Source organism: Pseudomonas protegens (assembly GCF_003732485.1).
In the GTDB taxonomy this organism is placed as follows: domain Bacteria; phylum Pseudomonadota; class Gammaproteobacteria; order Pseudomonadales; family Pseudomonadaceae; genus Aquipseudomonas; species Aquipseudomonas protegens_B.
This window is the reverse complement of the sequence record NZ_MOAK01000081.1, coordinates 380,860-396,535: the sequence shown is the minus strand read 5'-3', so window position 1 is coordinate 396,535 and position 15,676 is coordinate 380,860. Positions and strand designations below refer to the sequence as shown.

At 64.7% G+C, this 15,676-nt stretch carries 14 protein-coding genes; 4 read left to right on the top strand and 10 right to left on the bottom strand.

What is annotated here, in order from left to right; genetic code table 11:
• Positions 1 to 91: 91 nt before the first annotated feature.
• Entirely contained in the window at positions 92 to 919 is an 828-nt protein-coding gene (locus tag BLX41_RS25610; RefSeq protein WP_123727127.1) for a class I SAM-dependent methyltransferase, read from the top strand.
• Between the two features lie 129 nt (positions 920 to 1,048).
• Here BLX41_RS25610 and BLX41_RS25605 read toward each other — a convergent pair whose 3' ends face one another.
• From BLX41_RS25605 to BLX41_RS25590, 4 genes are all read right to left on the bottom strand, one after another.
• Positions 1,049 to 1,273, bottom strand: coding sequence for an MbtH family protein (locus BLX41_RS25605; protein WP_011062453.1), 225 nt, complete (start codon positions 1,271 to 1,273; stop codon positions 1,049 to 1,051).
• Between the two features lie 82 nt (positions 1,274 to 1,355).
• Positions 1,356 to 2,768 carry an aspartate aminotransferase family protein gene (locus BLX41_RS25600; protein ID WP_123727126.1) on the bottom strand — a complete coding sequence of 471 codons (1,413 nt, stop codon included), beginning with the start codon at positions 2,766 to 2,768 and terminating at the stop codon, positions 1,356 to 1,358.
• Positions 2,769 to 3,002: 234 nt separating this feature from the next.
• Positions 3,003 to 4,328, bottom strand: coding sequence for a sensor histidine kinase (locus BLX41_RS25595; RefSeq protein ID WP_123727125.1), 1,326 nt, complete (start codon positions 4,326 to 4,328; stop codon positions 3,003 to 3,005).
• Positions 4,329 to 5,006 (bottom strand): response regulator, encoded by a 678-nt coding sequence (locus BLX41_RS25590; protein WP_011062456.1) that lies wholly within the window; start codon positions 5,004 to 5,006, stop codon positions 4,329 to 4,331. It abuts the gene before it with no gap.
• A gap of 154 nt (positions 5,007 to 5,160) precedes the next feature.
• Between BLX41_RS25590 and dsbD the strand changes: the two genes are divergently transcribed.
• The 3 genes from dsbD to dsbG are packed head-to-tail and all read left to right on the top strand — an operon-like array spanning position 5,161 to position 8,518.
• Positions 5,161 to 6,912: a protein-disulfide reductase DsbD gene (dsbD, locus tag BLX41_RS25585; protein ID WP_123727124.1), complete on the top strand. Its 1,752-nt coding sequence runs from the start codon at positions 5,161 to 5,163 to the stop codon at positions 6,910 to 6,912.
• Positions 6,912 to 7,775, top strand: a complete 864-nt coding sequence (locus BLX41_RS25580; protein WP_123727123.1) for a TlpA disulfide reductase family protein — start codon at positions 6,912 to 6,914, stop codon at positions 7,773 to 7,775. Before dsbD ends, BLX41_RS25580 begins: the two co-directional genes overlap by 1 nt.
• Complete coding sequence (dsbG, locus tag BLX41_RS25575; protein WP_123727122.1) at positions 7,751 to 8,518, top strand: thiol:disulfide interchange protein DsbG; 768 nt, start codon at positions 7,751 to 7,753, stop codon at positions 8,516 to 8,518. The genes BLX41_RS25580 and dsbG overlap by 25 nt, the downstream gene beginning before the upstream one ends.
• Positions 8,519 to 8,731: 213 nt before the next feature.
• On the opposite strand, the gene BLX41_RS25570 is transcribed toward dsbG, so the two are convergent.
• The 6 genes from BLX41_RS25570 to BLX41_RS25545 all read right to left on the bottom strand — a co-directional run bounded on the left by BLX41_RS25570 (position 8,732) and on the right by BLX41_RS25545 (position 15,570).
• Positions 8,732 to 9,544 (bottom strand): alpha/beta fold hydrolase, encoded by an 813-nt coding sequence (locus BLX41_RS25570; protein ID WP_123727121.1) that lies wholly within the window; start codon positions 9,542 to 9,544, stop codon positions 8,732 to 8,734.
• Positions 9,545 to 9,652: 108 nt separating this feature from the next.
• Positions 9,653 to 10,009: a DUF6124 family protein gene (locus tag BLX41_RS25565; RefSeq protein WP_123727120.1), complete on the bottom strand. Its 357-nt coding sequence runs from the start codon at positions 10,007 to 10,009 to the stop codon at positions 9,653 to 9,655.
• A gap of 409 nt (positions 10,010 to 10,418) precedes the next feature.
• Complete coding sequence (locus BLX41_RS25560) at positions 10,419 to 12,860, bottom strand: TonB-dependent siderophore receptor (RefSeq protein WP_123727119.1); 2,442 nt, start codon at positions 12,858 to 12,860, stop codon at positions 10,419 to 10,421.
• Positions 12,861 to 12,946: 86 nt separating this feature from the next.
• Positions 12,947 to 13,906 (bottom strand): FecR family protein, encoded by a 960-nt coding sequence (locus BLX41_RS25555; protein WP_123727118.1) that lies wholly within the window; start codon positions 13,904 to 13,906, stop codon positions 12,947 to 12,949.
• Positions 13,903 to 14,409, bottom strand: a complete 507-nt coding sequence (locus tag BLX41_RS25550; protein ID WP_041752437.1) for a sigma-70 family RNA polymerase sigma factor — start codon at positions 14,407 to 14,409, stop codon at positions 13,903 to 13,905. Before BLX41_RS25550 ends, BLX41_RS25555 begins: the two co-directional genes overlap by 4 nt.
• Positions 14,410 to 14,520: 111 nt before the next feature.
• Positions 14,521 to 15,570 (bottom strand): hypothetical protein, encoded by a 1,050-nt coding sequence (locus BLX41_RS25545; RefSeq protein WP_123727117.1) that lies wholly within the window; start codon positions 15,568 to 15,570, stop codon positions 14,521 to 14,523.
• Positions 15,571 to 15,676: the final 106 nt, after the last annotated feature.

The following is a 15,676-nucleotide window of genomic DNA, read 5'->3' as shown; positions in this document are numbered from 1 at the left end:
GCGGCGGCGCTTACATATTCCCTCAAGATTGTGGTCATTTCCCGGTGCTAGTCTGCGCTTCGCAAAAATGCCCAGACAGGAAATCCACGCCATGAGCGAATACCTGAAACTCAACAAGACCAATTGGGATGAACGCGCGCCCTTGCACGCCGCCTCGGCGGATTACGCGGTGCAACGCTTTGTCGACGACCCACAGTTTCTCTCCGATGTCGTGCAGTTCGACCGCCCCTTGCTAGGCGATATCCAGGGCCTGCGTGGCGTGCATCTGCAATGCCATATCGGCACCGATACCCTGTCCCTGGCCCGCCTCGGCGCGCGGATGAGCGGGCTGGACTTTTCCTCGGCCTCACTGGCTGAAGCCCGGACCCTGGCCCAGCACTGCAAGACCCCCATCGACTACCACGAGTCGGACGTGTTCGCGGCCGCCGAAGTGCTGCCCCGCGGCGAGTTCGACCTGGTCTACACCGGCATCGGCGCCCTGTGCTGGCTGCCGAGCATCGAGCGCTGGGCCCACACCGTCGGCGCCTTGCTCAAGCCCGGTGGCCGACTGTTTATCCGCGAGGGGCATCCAATGCTCTGGGCCCTGGATGAGGGTCACAGCGACTCGCTGCAAGTGGCGTTTCCCTACTTCGAACGCAGCGAGCCGCTGGTCTGGGACGATGACGCCACCTACGTGGAAACCGACAGCAGCCTCAAGGCCACGGTGACCCACGAGTGGAATCACGGCATGGGGGAAATCATCAGCGCCTTGCTGGCCCAAGGCCTGGAAATCACCGGGCTGGTGGAACACCAGAGCATTCCCTGGGAAGCTCTCCCCGGGCAGATGGTGGTGGATGAACATGGCGAATGGCGACTCAAGGAAGCGCCATGGCGCCTGCCACTGAGCTACACCCTACAGGCCGTCAAACGCACGGCCTGATCGCCGGGCATGAAAAAAGCCCGCTGGCCTCAAGGGGTCAGCGGGCTTTTTTACGTTGGGATTGTCGAAAGTCCTACAGCCCTTTTCGCAGCCTCGCAGGCTCGGCAGCGGCTACAGACCTTCCGAAGATCAGCCGGCCACGGCCTGCTGGTCCATCTTCTGGCGCAGGCTCAGGGGACGCATGTCGGTCCAGACTTCCTCGATGTAGGCCAGGCAGTCTTTCTTGAAACCGCTCTTGCCCACAGTGCGCCAGCCCTGGGGCACGGCCTTGTAGTCGGGCCAGATCGAGTACTGCTCTTCATGGTTGACCACCACCTGGAACAGGATGTCCTCACGGTCGAATACTGAAGTCATTACTTGTCTCCATCGCTAATAAAGTGTGCCGCGCCCCAGGCGCGGCCGTTGTGTAGAAGGAACGAATCCAGGCTGCGAAAAATTAGAGGCTGGCCACTGCCGCCGCTACTGCCTTGCTGAAGATCCCCGCCACCTGATCGATCTGCGCCGCGCTGATGATCAGCGGCGGCAGGAAGCGCACCACGCTGCCATGGCGCCCGCCCAGTTCAAGGATCAGGCCGCGCTTGAGGCATTCACGCTGTACCAGGGGAGCCAGGCGCGAATGCTGTGGCGGATGGCCCTGGGCGTCCGGCGCGCCGGTCGGGTCCACCAGCTCGACGCCAAGCATCAGGCCACGGCCGCGGACATCCCCCAGTTGCGGGTAGTCGCGCTGCAGGATCAGCAGGTGCTCGCGCAAGCGCTCGCCCATGGCCGCCGCGTGCTCGGGCAGCCGGTGTTGCTTGAGGTAGCGCATCACCGCGGAACCGGTGGCCATGGCCATCTGATTGCCGCGGAAGGTGCCGGCGTGGGCGCCTGGCTGCCAGGTGTCGAGCCAGTCGCGATAGACCATCACCGCCAGCGGCAGGCTGCCGCCGATGGCCTTGGACATCACCACCACATCGGGAATGATCCCCGCGTGTTCAAAGGCGAACATCTTGCCGGTACGACCAAAACCGCTCTGGATTTCATCGACGATCAGCGCCACCCCAGCCTTCTCGGTGATGCGACGCACCCCTTGCAGCCATTCCAGGTCCGCCGGGATCACCCCACCCTCGCCCTGCACGGCCTCAACGATGACCGCCGCCGGCAGGGCCACTCCCGCTTCAGGATCGGTCAGCAGGTTTTCCAGGTAATGCAGGTTGACCTTGACCCCCTCGGCGCCCCCCAGCCCGAACGGGCAGCGGTAGTCATAGGGAAAGGGCAAAAACTGCACGCCGTTGTTCAAGAGTCCCGCCAGCGGGCGCTTGGGCCCCAGGCTGCCCATCAGGCTCAGCGCGCCCTGGCTCATGCCGTGGTAACCGCCCTGGAACGACAGCACGGTGCTGCGTCCGGTGGCGGTGCGTACCAGCTTCAGCGCGGCTTCAACGGCATCGGTGCCGGTGGGGCCGCAGAACTGGATCTTGGCCTCGGCGGCCAGGGCCTCGGGCAACAGGCCGAACAGGTCCTGGACGAACTGATCCTTGACCGGGGTGGTCAGGTCCAGGGTCAACAGCGGCAACTCATCGGCCAGCACCTGCTGGATCGCAGCGATCACCACCGGGTGATTGTGGCCCAGGGCCAAGGTCCCGGCACCGGCCAGGCAATCGATGAAACGCCGGCCCTCGACGTCCTCGACGTGGATGCCGCTGGCCCGCTTGAGGGCCAGGGGGATACGTCGCGGATAGCTGCGAGCATTGGATTCCTGGCGATTCTGACGGGCCAGCAGGGGCGACTCGTCGAACTGGTAAAGCGTCTCCGCCGCAGTGGCGGCAAGGCCCACCGGGGAATCTTCCATAAGGCTGGTAACGGCTGACATGTCTCGAACCCTCGCGCTGCAATTTGAGCAAAACGGCCACCGGCCGGATGCGCAGCCGAAGCGGGGTGCGCACTGACAGGTTTTCCTGTTTTGGAAACGCACCAGCGAGGTCGGGATTTACACCTCGGGGCGATGAAATTGCACATATCGACCCGTAGGAGCCAGCTTGCTGGCGAAGGCGGTCTCAAAGGCCCCTTCGCTGGCAAGCCAGCTCCTGCAGTGGACGGTGATGGGTCAGGCGCGGTGGGCAGGCAGGGTCAGTTCAACGCGCAGGCCGTCGGGACGGCTGTCGAAATACAGGTCGCAACCGCAACGCTGGACGATGGCCTGGACAATCGCCAGCCCCAGGCCGCAACCGCTGCTCTGGCTGTCACGCCAGAAGCGCTGCGTCAGGTGCTGCAGATCTTCTGCGGGGATTCCCGAGCCATGGTCACGCACCTGGAAGCGCAGGCGACCGGCGACGATCTCCAGGTTCAACTCCACCGGGCATTCTTCGGGTGTATGCCGCAGGGCGTTGTCCAGCAGGTTGCGCAAGGCGGCAATGGCCAGGGTCGAGGGCATTTCCACCGGGGCTTCGCCAGCCTTGTCCCCCAGGTGCACCTTGACCCGCTGGCGGGCGCCCATGGCAGCGTCCTGGATCGCCAGGCGCGCCACCTGCTCGGCGTTGCAGTGCACACCGTCATCGAACGACAGGCTGCCCTCGACCCGGGCCAGCAACAGCAGTTGCTCCAGGGTCCGGTGCATGCGGTCGGCGCCTTCCTCGGCCCGGGCCAGGGACTGGTCACGGGCCGCGCCTTCGGTCATGCGCGCCACTTGCAGGTGGGTCTTGATCGCGGTCAGCGGGCTGCGCAACTCATGGGCCGCGTCGCCGGTCAGCCGGCGCTCGCGCTCGATGGTCTTGGCAATACGCTGGAACAGCTGGTTCTGGGTTTCCAGCAACGGCCGCAACTCGCTGGGCATGGGCTGGATCTGCAGCGGTTCCAGGGAGTCGGCGCTGCGGCGCATCAGCGCATCGCGAATCCGGTTCAGCGGTGCCAGGCTCTGGCCGATGCCCAGCCACAACAGCCACAGGCAACCCAGCAGAGCCACGCCTACCGGCACCGAAGCGGCGAGCAGCACCGACATGTTCAGGGCCTCGCGTTCCACCTGACGGTCGGCGGTGGTGATGCGCAAGTCACCGCGCACCAGGGTGAAGGTGCGCCAGGGCGCACCGTCGATCATCTGGTCATGAAAGCCCAGCTTCTCGGCTTCCAGGGTGTGTTCCGGAGTGCTGTGGCTGCGAGCCAGGATCTGCCCACGCAAGGAGCTGACCTGGCAGGCCATGCCGCCGGGAATGGTCAGGGCCGCGCTATTGATCTGATTGCCCGGGGCGTGGGACGGCAGCGTCGGCATCTGCTCCAGCAGGCCGGCCACCATGCGCGCCGAGGCCACCAGGCGCTGGTCCAGGGAAAACATCATCTGGTTGCGCAGGTCACTGAGCATCCACGCCGCCGCCAGGGCCCAGATCAGGATGAAAGCGGCGCCGAGGGTCATGCTCAGGCGCAGGCGCAGGCTCCTCACTTACCGGTTCTCCTCGCCGTCGGCCGGCCCCAGGCGATAGCCCAGGCCGCGCACGGTTTCAACGATGCCATTGCCGAGTTTGCGTCGCAGGTGGTGGATGTGCACATTCAGCGCGTTGCTCTCCAGCTCATCGTTGAAGCCGTAGACACTGTCCTTGAGTTGCTCGCTGGAGAGCACCCGACCCCGGTTGTGCAGCAGCGCCTGGAGCAGGGATTGCTCGCGCCGGGACAAGTCCACCGGCTGGCCGCCCAACAGGGTTTCCCGGGTGCTGGGGTCGTAGGTCAGGCGTCCGTGTTCAATGAGGTTGACGCTGCGCCCCGCCACCCGGCGCAACAGGGTGTGCAGCCGCGCCGCCAGTTCCCGCAGGTCGAACGGCTTGAGCAGGTAGTCGTCGGCACCGGCCTGCAGGCCGTCGACCCGGTCGGTCACCGAGTCGCGGGCGGTGAGAATCAGCACCGGAATCTCCAGGCCCTGCTGGCGCTGTTGCTTGAGCAACTTCAAACCATCTTCATCCGGCAGGCCCAAGTCCAGTACCATCACGTCGAAATCGGCCACGCCGAGCATGGCCCGCGCCGCAGAAGCGGTAGCCACATGCTCGACCGTCAGGCCCTGGGCCGTGAGGCCGGCGACTATCCCGCTGGCAATCAGCTCATCATCTTCACAGACAAGTACGTGCATGGTCGGTCCTGTAACAAAGGCGTTGATTAAGCAGGCTGCGGATTAAGCGGACATTATGCCTGCCGCTCACTGGCCACAAGCCAGGTAGGGTTAATCATCGGTTAATCAGGACCCGCCATTGTGCTCGCTACTTGCACCGGTTTAAGGCTTGGCCATGCGTCGATTGTTCATTTTGCTGTTCATGCTGTTCTCCACCCTGGCGCAAGCCGGCAACAACCCGTTCGAGGTCAAGCCCGACTTCCTGCCGGTGGGCAAGGCCTTCGTGTTTACCTCCGAACGCCTGCCTTCCGGGGAAACCCAATTGTTCTGGCAGATCGCCGACGGCTACTACCTGTACCAGAAGCGCCTGAAGTTCGACGGCCTGCCGCCCGAGCAGCAACCGGCCTTGCCGGCGGGTGAAGACCACAGCGACGAATTCTTCGGCGAGCAGACGGTGTATCGCCAAGGCCTGGAAGTGAAATTGCCCGCCGCCGCCAGCGGCAAGATCAAGCTGGGCTGGCAGGGCTGTGCCGACGCCGGCCTGTGCTACCCGCCGCAAACCCTGGAAGTGGACCTGGGCGGTGCGCCCACAGTCGCTGCCGCCAACTCTGCGACAACCAGCGGCGGCTCGGCCCAGGACCAGTTGCTGGCCAATGAGCTGCAACAGAAATCCTGGGGCCTGGGCCTGCTGGCCTTCTTCGGCTTCGGCCTGCTGCTGGCCTTCGCCCCCTGTTCGCTGCCGATGTTGCCGATTCTCGCCGGCATGGTCGTCGGCAGCGGTGCCAGCCCGCGCCGCGGCTTGGCCCTGGCCTCAAGCTACGTGCTGTGCATGGCCCTGGTGTATGCCGGCATGGGGGTGATCGCCGCCCTGCTGGGCAGCAACCTGCAGGCCTGGCTGCAACAACCCTGGGTGCTGGGCAGTTTCGCCGCCCTGTTCGTGCTGCTGTCGCTGCCGATGTTCGGCTTCTTTGAATTGCAGTTGCCCGTGGCCCTGCGCGACCGCCTGGAAGGTGCCAGTCGCCAGCGTCAGGGCGGCAGCCTGATCGGCTGCGGCGCTCTCGGCGCCCTGTCGGCGCTGCTGGTGGGCCCGTGCATGACCGCGCCCCTGGCCGGTGGCCTGCTGTACATCGCCCAGACCGGCAATGCCCTGTTTGGCGGCCTGGCGCTGTTCGCCCTGGGCCTGGGCATCGGCCTGCCGCTGCTGTTGTTGGTGACCGTGGGCAACCGCTTCCTGCCCAAGCCGGGGCCGTGGATGAACCTGCTCAAGGGCGTGTTCGGCTTCCTGTTCCTGGGCACCGCCATCTACATGCTGCGCCCGGTACTGGGCGCCAGCCTGTGGATAGGTTTGTGGGGCGCCCTGGCCCTGGTACTCGCCTACTGCGCCTGGCAACAGCGGGCCATCGCCGGGCGGCTGGTGCACGCCTTCGGCGCCGGCTCGGTGCTGTTCGGGGTCTGGGGCAGCATGCTGCTGGTGGGCGCCGCCGGTGGCAGCGACGACCTGTGGCGACCACTCAAGGTCTACAGCGGAGGAGGCGTGGCGGGCAGCGTCACGGCCCACGATGCCTTCAGCACCGTCAAGTCGCCCGCCGAACTGCAACGTGCCCTGGACAGCGCCCAGGCCCAGGGTCAGTGGGTGCTGCTGGATTACTACGCCGACTGGTGCGTGTCCTGCAAGATCATGGAGAAAACCGTGTTCGGCCAGCCCCAGGTCCTGGAGGCCCTGAAGGACGTGCGCCTGCTGCGCCTGGACGTCACCCTGGACAACGCCGACGGCCGTGAACTGCTCAGCCGCTACAAAGTGCCGGGGCCACCGAGCATGCTGTGGATCGGCCCGGACGGCAGCGAGCGCCGCAGCCAGCGCATCACCGGCGAAGTGGATGCCAACGTCTTCCTGCAACGCTGGACCCAGACCCGGGAAGCCCGTTGATGCTGACCTTTACCATCGGCACCTTTGCCATTGCCCTCAACCACCTGCTGCTGATCAGTGCCTTGGCCCTGGCCACCCTGGTGGGCTGGCGGGTGGCCAAGCGCGGCGGTGACAACCCTGAGTCGGTGCTGTTTTCGCTGTTCCTGCTGGGCATGCTGGCGGCGCGGATCAGCTTCGTCATCGCCTACTGGAAGCACTACCGTCACGACCTGTGGATGATCATCGACCTGCGCGACGGCGGCTTCCTGGCGTGGCCCGGGGTCATCCTCATGCTCCTGGCGGCCCTGGCCTGGGGCTGGAAACGCCCGGCACTGCGTCGCCCCCTGGGCGCCGGAGTCGGCAGCGGCCTGGCCTTCTGGCTGCTGGCGACCCTGTCCCTGACCCTCTACGACCAGGGCACGCGCCTGCCCGAAGTGGCCCTGCACAATGCCACCGGCGACCACGTGCAACTCACCGACTACCAGGGCGGGCCCTTGGTGATCAATCTCTGGGCCACCTGGTGCCCGCCGTGCCGGCGAGAGATGCCGGTGCTGGAAAAAGCCCAGCAGCAACGCCCGGACCTGACCTTCCTGTTCGTCAACCAGGGCGAAAGCATGCAAAGCGTGGCCACCTTCCTCGCCACCCAGGAACTGAACCTGGACAACGTCCTGTTCGACGGCGGTGGCCGCCTGGGCCAGGCCGTGGGCTCCATGGCCTTGCCGACTACGCTGTTCTACAGCGCCGACGGCCGCCTGCTGGGCAGCCACCTGGGGGAGTTGTCCGAGGCCAGCCTGGCCCGGGCCCTGGAAAATTTCGACGGCATACACCCGACTCCGGTCGCCCCATCAAGGAAACCGCCATGCCCTTCATCCGCCACCTGCTGAGCCTGTCTTTGGGCGCAGCGTTGCTCAACGTGCCGCTGCTGCAGGCCGAAGAACTGCCTGCACCGATCCGCAAGATCGAGGAAAAAGGCGCCAAGATCATCGGCAGCTTCGATGCGCCGGACGGCCTCAAGGGCTACGCCGCGCAGTACCAGAACCGCGGCATGACCCTGTACCTCACCCCTGACGGCAAGCACGTGCTGCTGGGCAACCTGTACGACGCCAACGGCAAGGACCTCAGCGCCGAACCCTTGCAGAAACTGGTCTACGCGCCGATGGCCAAGGAGGTCTGGGGCAACCTGGACAAGAGCAACTGGATCGCCGACGGCAAGGCCGATGCACCGCGCATCGTCTACCTGTTCAGCGACCCCAACTGCCCCTACTGCAACATGTTCTGGGAACAGGCACGGCCCTGGGTCAAGGCCGGCAAAGTGCAGCTGCGGCATATCATGGTGGGCATCATCCGCGAAGACAGCCCGGGCAAATCCGCCGCCCTGCTGGCCGCCAAGGACCCGCAACAGGCCCTGCAGAATCATGAGAAGGCCGGCAAGGGCAGCACCCTGAAACCCCTGGCCAGTATTCCTGCAGCGGTCCAGGCCAAACTCGACGCCAACATGAAATTGATGGAAGAACTGGAGCTGTCGGCGACCCCGGCGATCTTCTACCTCGACGACAAGGGCGAGTTGCAACAGCAGCAAGGCGCCCCGGCCCCGGGCAAGCTGACGCAGATCCTCGGCCCCAAATAACCCCGCCCCTTCCCCGTAGGAGCCGGCTTGCCGGCGAAGGCGTCCGTCAGGTTGGCGCCCGACTCGCGGGCCTCTTCGCTGGCAAGCCAGCTCCTACAACGCGTATCCCCACCCGTAGGAGCCGGCTTGCCGGCGAAAGCGTCCGTCAGGTTGGCGCCCGGCTTGCGGGCCCCTTCGCTGGCAAGCCAGCTCCTACAACGGAAGAATCGGGCTTCAACCGTGGCGCTGTAAAAACGCCAGCAAGGCCCGGGTCACGAACTGCGGATTCTCCCGACTGGAAATATGCCCCGCCTCGGGCACCAACTGGTAAGGGCAGCCAATGCGCTCAGCCATTTCGAGGGTTTCTGCAGGCGGCCGCGGCTGGTCCTGATCACCACACAGCAGCAAGGTGTTCTGCCCATCCAGGCGCTCCAGCTGATCCAGCACATCCGCCCGACTGAAGGTGATGCGCCCCATGGGAATCACGCTCGCGCGCAAACGCTCGGTCGGCAGCGCCGCGAGGCTGGCGCGAAAATCCTGGAACAGCGCCGACTGCCGATCGATACCCGGACGGAAGAAAATCGGCACCACGATATCCAGCAGCGCTTCGGCGATCAGGCCACTGTCCTCAATCTGTTGGAACAGGGAAAAGTAATACTGCCGGGTCGGCTCAGGCTCGGCGCCCAGGTAAGTGTCCATCAGCACCAACCCGTCGATGCGCTGCGGCGCCGCCAGGGCCAGACGCGCGCCCCACATGCCGCCCACCGACAAGCCCACCAGGGTCACCCGTTCGATCTGCAAATGATCGAGCAAGGCCAGCATCTGCCGCGCCACATCGTCCAGCGATGCGGTGCCTGCCGGCAACGGCCCGGACTGGCCGTGGCCCCACAGGTCCACGGCAATCACCCGGTACTGCGCCGACAACGCCTCGATCTGCGGTGCCCACATGCTCGTGTCCCACAAATAACTGCCGGCCAGGAACACCACCGGCCCCTGGCCCTGGTCAAGGTAGTGCAACGGTTGTCCATCGATGGTCGCGAAGGGCATCGGGTAGCTCCTGTAGGGAAATGACGAAAAAGGTCCGACAGACTGTGCCGTGAAAAAAGCTCAGTCAATCGGACCCTGCCGACAAAACGTATCAGGAAATGCCCGGATTCAAGGCCCGCGTTGGCCGTCGAGCAAGGCCTCCACCACCGCGCGGGCCATCTCCACCGAATGCACCATGGACCAGATCAGCCCGCGCTCCAGGCCGCTGCCCTGCGGGGTGATTTCATCGCAGACCTCTTCGGCGCATTTGAGCAGCAGCGCCACATGCACCAAGGCCTCTTCGGCGCTGACGCCTTCGCGCACGCTGAACAGCGAGTCGGGGGAAACGGGTTTGGCTTGGGTCGTGAGCTGGAACACCGCGGGGTCCAGCGGTTGCCGGGCCAGGGCCACGCGCAGGGTGGCGTTGGCGGCCTTGAGGGCGGGATCGCGATAGGACGTGGGTGGATCGGGGACGAGCTTTTTCATGGTGTAACTCCGATATGAACTCAAAGGAGCCGTCACCGTTCGCTTGCACACGAATAGGGTGGCAGCCGTACGCAGGTGTGCAAGACCGGGCATATCGGAACCCGGCAGACTCGAAAGTCTCCCACGCACGGCTGCCATAACGCAGAAACAACGGGCAAAAAACCCCGAACTGCTTTTGACAACGATGCGCCGACATGACCGGACTTGCACATCCGAGCCATCGATTGGGCGATGGCTCCGGAACCCTAGCCCGCCCACCAGGCGCATTCAAGCGGCCCGCAGTTTCTCGGATTTGCCTTACAAAAGAAAGCGAACCGCCTGACTATCAGACGTTGTTCCTCGACATTCGGAGCCACTACGTTCCAGGGCAGCAGGCGCCTTCACGGCCATCTGCTCCCCTGGCCCTGCGTTACCAGTCGTAGCTCATTTCCACCGAAGCCACCCGCTCCTGGCCGTAGTAGCAGCCGAAGTTGTAGTTGCAGTCGGAGACGTATTCCCGGTCAAACAGGTTCTGCACGTTGAGGCTGCTTTTCAGCCCGCGCAGGCTCGGGTCGAGCTTGCCCAGGTCATAGCTGATGGTGGTGTCGTACACCACATAGGCTGGTGTGCTGAAGGTGCTGCCCGAGTCCCCCGGCTTCCTGCCGGTGTAGCGCGCGCCCACGCCAAAGGTCAGGCCGCTGAGCGCCGCCTGGGTGAAGTGGTAGTCGACCCAGGCACTGGCCGAGACCGGCGCTTGGGCTTCATTACGGTTGCCCTTGGTGGAGTCATTGGCCTTGGTATAGAAGGAATCGATGTAGGTGGCGGCAGCCATCACATCGATGTTGTCCAGGCTGGACTTGATTTCCAGCTCGATGCCCCGGGAACGAATCTCGCCCTGCTGCGCGTTGTATTCGGGGTAGTCGATGTCGTTGGTCAGGGCGTTCTTCTGCTTCACCTGAAACACCGACGCGGTCATCAGCGTCTTGTCCACGGGCTGGTACTTCACCCCCGCTTCATACTGCTCGCCCTCGGTCGGCTTGAAGGCCTTGGCACCGCGCTCCGGGGCGCTGGTGCCCACGGTCGGCAGGAAGGACTGGGAGTAGCTGACATAGGGCGCCAGACCGAAATCGGTCACGTAGGTCAGGCCCACCCGACCGGTGAACTTGTGGTCCCGCTGTTCAACGATGCTGCGGGCCAGCAGGTCCTTGTTTTCCACTTCGGCCCAGTCCTGGCGGCCGCCGAGGGTCAGTATCCATTGGTCAAGCTTGATCTGGTCCTGGACGTAGACGCCGGTCTGGCTGACGGTGTTGTCCCAGCGCGTGGTCAGTTCGGGGGTGACGCTGCTGGTGTCGTAGTTGTTCTTGCCGTACAGGTCTACCGGCAAGACCCCGTAGGCGTTGTAGCCGGTGTACTTGCGATTGAAATGGCGATAGTCCACGCCCGCCAGGGTGGTGTGCTCCAGGGCACCGGTGTTGAAGCGGTACTCCAGGTTGTTGTCCAGGGTGTAGGCCGTGTTGTGCTGCTGCCAGTCGAGCTTGGTGCGGGTAGCTCGAGTGTAGTCGGTCACACCGCCAGCATCGGTGACGAAGCCACGCAGGTAAAAGCCCTTGTAGCGGTCGCGCACGTCGATGTAGCGCGCGGTGGAACGGAATTTCAGGTCGTCGTTGAGGGCCTGGCTCAACTCGTAGCCAAGGATGTACTGGTCGCGCTTGTAGTCGTTGTAGCGCGAATCGCCATTGAAGAAATCGCGGTCGATCTTGCGCCCATCGGGGCCGCGTTCGAGGGTGCCGATTTTCGGCAACGCCTGGTAGTCGGCCAGCCCATCGTCGCGCTGGATCTGCGCAAACAGCGTCAGGCGCGTGGCGTCGCTTGGGCTCCAGGTCAGGCTCGGCGCCAGCAGGGTGCGCTGGCTGTTGGTGTGAGCCACCTGTTCGTTGCCCTTTTTCGCCACGCCGATCAGGCGATAGGAGAACTCTCCCTGATCATCCAGTGGGCCGCTGCTGTCCAGGGCGCCATAGACCCGGTTGTAGCTGCCCAGGCCGAACTTGACCTGATGTTGCGGCGTACTGCTGGGGCGTTTGGACACTAGATTGACCAGGCCACCGGGCTGGTTCTGTCCATAGAGCACCGACGACGGCCCCTTGAGTACCTCGACGCGCTCCAGGGTGTAGGGATCGATTTGCGGCGCCCCGCCCAGGCTGCCGGCATAGGGCAGGTAGGCGCCGTCCAGGTACAGCGGGGTCGGGGCGAAACCGCGGCTGGTGATCTCGTCGGCAATGGTATTGCGGTCGGTGTAGCCGTTGACGCTCAGTCCCGGCGTGTAGCGCAGGACCTGGGTCAGGTTGCGCGCGCCCTGGGTCTGCACCTGATCGGCAGTGACCACGTTGATGGTCTGAGGAATTTCCAGGATCGGCGTATCGGTCTTGGTCGCGGTGGCGCTGCGAGTAGCCACGTAGCCATCCACTGGCCCCCAGGCCTGCTCCTGATCCTGGCCCTGAATATGGGTCGGCTGCAGTTGCAACGCCGACCCCGTGGGCAACAGGTACAGGCTCCAGGTGCCACTGGGGGTGGTGGTCAGGCCCAGGCCGCTGCCCACCAGGGCCTGCTGCACAGCCTGCTCGGGAGTCAGTTGGCCACTGACCCGACTGGCGCGCTTGCCGCTGAGCAACTGCGGGGCCACCGACAGCACCCGGCCGCTGTCCCGGGCGATGCGGCTCAAGGTCTCACCCAGGTCACCGGCGGGCAGATCGAACGCTCGGGTGGCCTGAGCCTGCTGCGGGTCGGTCGCGGCATGGGCGACAGTGGGCAGAGCGGCGTAACTCAGAACGACAGCCATCGCCAGCAAGCTGGGACGGAAAATAATCTGGGACATGGAAAGGGCTCGTTATTAGGTTGGCTTTCCATAACCAGGACACGGGAAAAACCGAACCCCCTCACTGTTCCTGGCTTTTTTAACAATCAGCGCAGCTCGATACGGGTCAGCCAGAAGCCATAGCGAGTCACCTGGATCGGCAGGGTTTCGCCGAGGGAGCGCAGCACCTGATCGCTGTCATCCAAGGGGAACACCCCATAGACCCGGACCCGCGCCGCTTCCGGGCTGATGCGCAACAGGCCGCTGCGGTAGGGCCGCAGCAGCTCGATCAATTCGCCCAGGGGCTCGTTGCGCACATCGATGCGGCCGTCGAGCCAGTCCACCCGGGTACGCAACGACGGTGCCTGACGCTCGATGCCTTGAGCGTCGAAAGCAAAGGCTTCACCGGCCTCGACCCGCTGCTGGCGCCCCTGGGCGGTGGTCAGCAGCACGCTGTGTTGCTGCACGGAAACCAGACTGCCGAGATCGTTGCGGCTGACCATGAAACGGGTGCCCAGGGCCTGCACCCGCCCCTCGCGGCTTTCGACGATAAACGGCCGCGCCGGGTCGGCGGCGACGTCGACCTGCACCGTGCCTTCACGCAGGACGATGCGCCGCTGCCCGGCATCGAAGCGGATATCCACGGCGCTGCGGGCGTTCAGGTGGAGCCGACTGCCATCGGCCAGGATCATGGACTGACGCTGGCCGGTGGCAGTATCCAGGTCGGCCAGCACCTGACCCAAGGGCAACACGCGGTTAACCAGCCCGGCAGCACCGCCTCCCAGCACCAGCAACGCCAGCCCGCCGCCCAGCACTTTGCGCCGCGCTGGCGAAGGCAGCGATCGCAAGGCCCGGCTGGCCGCCTGCAGTTGCTCGCTGCTCTGCAGTTGCTGCAAGGGCTGGCTGAGCACGGCGTTGACCCGCTGCCAGGCAGCGGCGTGTTCGCCGCTCTGCGCCAGCCAGTGGGCAAAGGCTTGCTGCACGGCATCTCCCTGGCTGCTGGATTCCAGCTTCAGCAACCAGTCCACGGCGGCGCGATTGGCCTGGTCGCTGGCGGTACGGCTCATGCGGCGCGCTCGCTGAGGCAATGCAGGAAGGCTCGCCGCAGGTCGCGCTCGACGGTCGCCAGAGAAACTCCCAGGCGCTCGGCGATCTGCGGCTGCGCCAGGCCTTCAAGGCGATGCAGGATAAAAGCATGGCGCACCCGTTGCGGTAGACCTTCGAGCAGCCGGTCGATCAGTTCCAGCGCTTCGCGTACCAGCGCCAGCTCCTCTTCGGAGGGGCTGAAGGCCTGCGGCATCCGCGCCAGTTCCAGCAGGTACTGCTGCTCCAGGGCACGGCGCCGGAACAGGTTGCTCAACAAGCGCCTGGCCACCGTGGCGAGAAAGGCCCGCGGTTCGTTGAGATCGGCCAGTTGGCCGGCGGTCAGCGTGCGCACGAAGGTGTCCTGAGTCAGATCCGCGGCATCCTGCGGGCACTGCAATCGGCGATACAGCCAGGCACGCAACCAGCGGTAATTCTCGCTATAGAGGTTGGCAACTATGGCTTTGGTGTCTACGGGACTGTGCATCGAGACCGGCACGCTAATGGTAATTGTTATCATTATCCAGTTTGCCGATCATGAAAATCAACGTTCGTCGTTGCAAATCCCCCAGCGCCGCGGCAAATCCGGGGGTGGCGGTCAACGGTACTCTTCCGGCGCTTCGCGTTCGAGGATTTCCTCCAGGTCGCTCAGGTCACCGCGTTCCTTGAGAATGCCGCTGACCTGGTCGATCCACGCCTGCTCCGAGGCAATCCCCGCCCAGGACTGGCTGCCGAAGCCGTGATACGGCCGGTCGTCGAAGGTGCTGATCAGCAACTGGTTGAAGCGCCCGGTGTCCAGTTTTTTGCGCTGGATTTGCACTTGTAGCGCCCCCAGCACCTTCTGCTGCTCTTGCGGGTTGGGGCGATAGTGGTAGAGCCGCGGCGAGCTGAGCACCAGAAACTCCGGCGGCAGGTTTTCATCGATGGCCGCCTGCAGGCGGTAATGGCCATCGAGAATCAGATAGCAGCTCAGACCGGTGACGTACCACAGCAGGATCGGCGGCAAGCTGCCTTCGCGGGCTTTTTTGCGCCACCACTTCAAGCGCCCGGAATGCGGGTCCACGGCATGCAGGCCGACTACTGCGCCACCGTACTCCCCCAACCCGACCCAGCGCGCCGTACCGGCCTGTTGGTTGTCGAGGATGTTACGACCATAGATCGCCCACTGCGGCATATGGCTCAGGGCGTCTTCACCGCCCTTGAAGTACCAGGCTTCGGTGCCGCTGAGCAGCGGCCGCATCGGTTTCTGCGATGCCGGGCGCAGGGCCCGCACCAGCCAGTAGCCGGGGTAAAAGAAGTCCGGCTGGTGCTGCATCAATTGCTCGACGAAGAAGCGGCTCCAGGCCTTGAGGCGCAGCGCCGGGTCAAGGCGCGCCTGTTGTTCCACCTGAGGCGAGTCGATGGGGCCCACCAGGGTTTGCGGCAGTTGCTCCGGCAGGTGATTGCGCACCAGCCACACGCCATACAGGCAGCGGGACATGGTGCCCCAGAGCAGGGTCTGGTCGCCGAGCACCAACTGCATACGGCTGTTGTTGCCACTGAGCAGGCACAGGTTGGGCTTGCCACTGGCCGGGCGTTTGACGTCCACGCCGAGGCCGTTCCAGTGGCCGGCCAAATCCTCGATATCACGCCAGAAAATCTGTTCCACGATTGTCCCTAATCCTTGATCAATGACCGGCCCTGCGGCGGGCAGGCGCGACTATAGCAGAGGGCTGGAGGGCGCATTCGCCTGTAGGAGCTGGCTTGCCAGCGAA